Raw genomic sequence first — 1,207 nt, forward strand, 5'->3', positions numbered from 1 at the left:
GTCCGCGGTAGCGTCATGCTCGGCTCCGGTTGGACGGGCGGCCAGCAGGCCCACCAACCGCTCCGAGCGGTTCATACACCGGACCGGCCCGCCGGTCACGGTCTCACCCCGCCCGACCGGAGCCCCGCGGCCCGAGCCGACCACGGCACGGCTCGTCGGGCTGGGGCGGAGCCCCGTTAGGCCTGGACCCACGTGAGCGGTAGATTTTAGCAACGGCTCGAGCATCGCATCGACCAGCACGACGACGAGTGCGCCCACGCCTTCCGAGCAACGTTCATCGGTATCACGATCCCGCTGATCGGAGACCGACATGGACGACCAGCCGGAACCCCTGTGGGGGGTGCCAGAAGTGGCCGCCTACCTCTACCAGTGGAGGCACAACGGCTACGGACCGCGCGGCCGGCGCGTCGGACGTTACGTCCGGTACGACCCAGACGACGTCCGCAGGTGGTTCGCCGCGCAGGACGACGGCGTCGCATGAGCGCAATCCGATCGTTCGGCGGGTAGGAAATGGCCAGTGTCGACGACCGATGGTACGTCTCGCGGAAGATGCCGGACGGAACCACGCGGAAGGTGCGCACCCCACGCCACGGCACCGGGAAGCGATGGCTGGTGCGATGGCGCGACCACGCGGACGTCCCGCGGAAGAAATCCTTCGACCGGAAAGCCGACGCCGACCGCGAAGCCGCACGCATCGAGACCGAACTCGCGCGCGGCACCTACCTCGACCCCAAGGCCGGCGAGATCAGCTTCCGCGAGTACGCCGAGCAGTGGCGGCCGTGCAGTTCGCCGATCCCAACACGGCCCACCAAGTGGGCGTGCGGTTCCGACTCCACGTCTACCCCACACTCGGCCACCTGCCGATGAAGACCGTGACCCCGTCGCACATCCGGCACTGGCTGCACGGTCTCACCATGGCCCGCAGCTACCAGCGCACGATCTCCCAGGTCTTCACCGCGGCGGTCGCCGACGACATCCTCGGCAAACCCCTGCCGCTCGCGCACCGTCCGTAAACCGGTCGCCGACCCACAACCCGTCGTGCCCTGGTCGACGGAATGGGTCGCCCGTGTTCACGCCTCCTTGAGGCCTATTCAGCCGCCAAGTAGAAGTGCAGTCCGATAACCGCCGAGATCGTCGTGTCGAACGTCGCCAGCGGCCGCCGGTAGTCGGTGTGCATGATGCGCCAGGTCTTAAAGTTTGCGATCAC

The 1,207-nt window shown here is 67.9% G+C and carries 2 protein-coding genes; both read left to right on the top strand.

Going from position 1 to position 1,207, the window contains the following annotated elements; translation table 11 throughout:
* Positions 1–310 precede the first annotated feature (310 nt).
* Positions 311–481: an excisionase gene (locus KME75_RS41720; protein WP_219420523.1), complete on the top strand. Its 171-nt coding sequence runs from the start codon at positions 311–313 to the stop codon at positions 479–481.
* A 136-nt stretch (positions 482–617) separates the two neighbouring features.
* Positions 618–1,013: a phage integrase central domain-containing protein gene (locus tag KME75_RS46510; protein ID WP_308283529.1), complete on the top strand. Its 396-nt coding sequence runs from the start codon at positions 618–620 to the stop codon at positions 1,011–1,013.
* Positions 1,014–1,207 lie beyond the last annotated feature (194 nt).

Source organism: Pseudonocardia nigra (assembly GCF_019396355.1).
In the GTDB taxonomy this organism is placed as follows: Bacteria; Actinomycetota; Actinomycetes; order Mycobacteriales; family Pseudonocardiaceae; genus Pseudonocardia; species Pseudonocardia nigra.

Bases quoted from the DNA above. Each gene is read 5' to 3' on its own strand.
- KME75_RS41720 (WP_219420523.1), top strand. From the start codon at position 311: ATGGACGACCAGCCGGAACCCCTGTGGGGGGTGCCAGAAGTGGCCGCC.
- KME75_RS46510 (WP_308283529.1), top strand. From the start codon at position 618: ATGGCGCGACCACGCGGACGTCCCGCGGAAGAAATCCTTCGACCGGAA.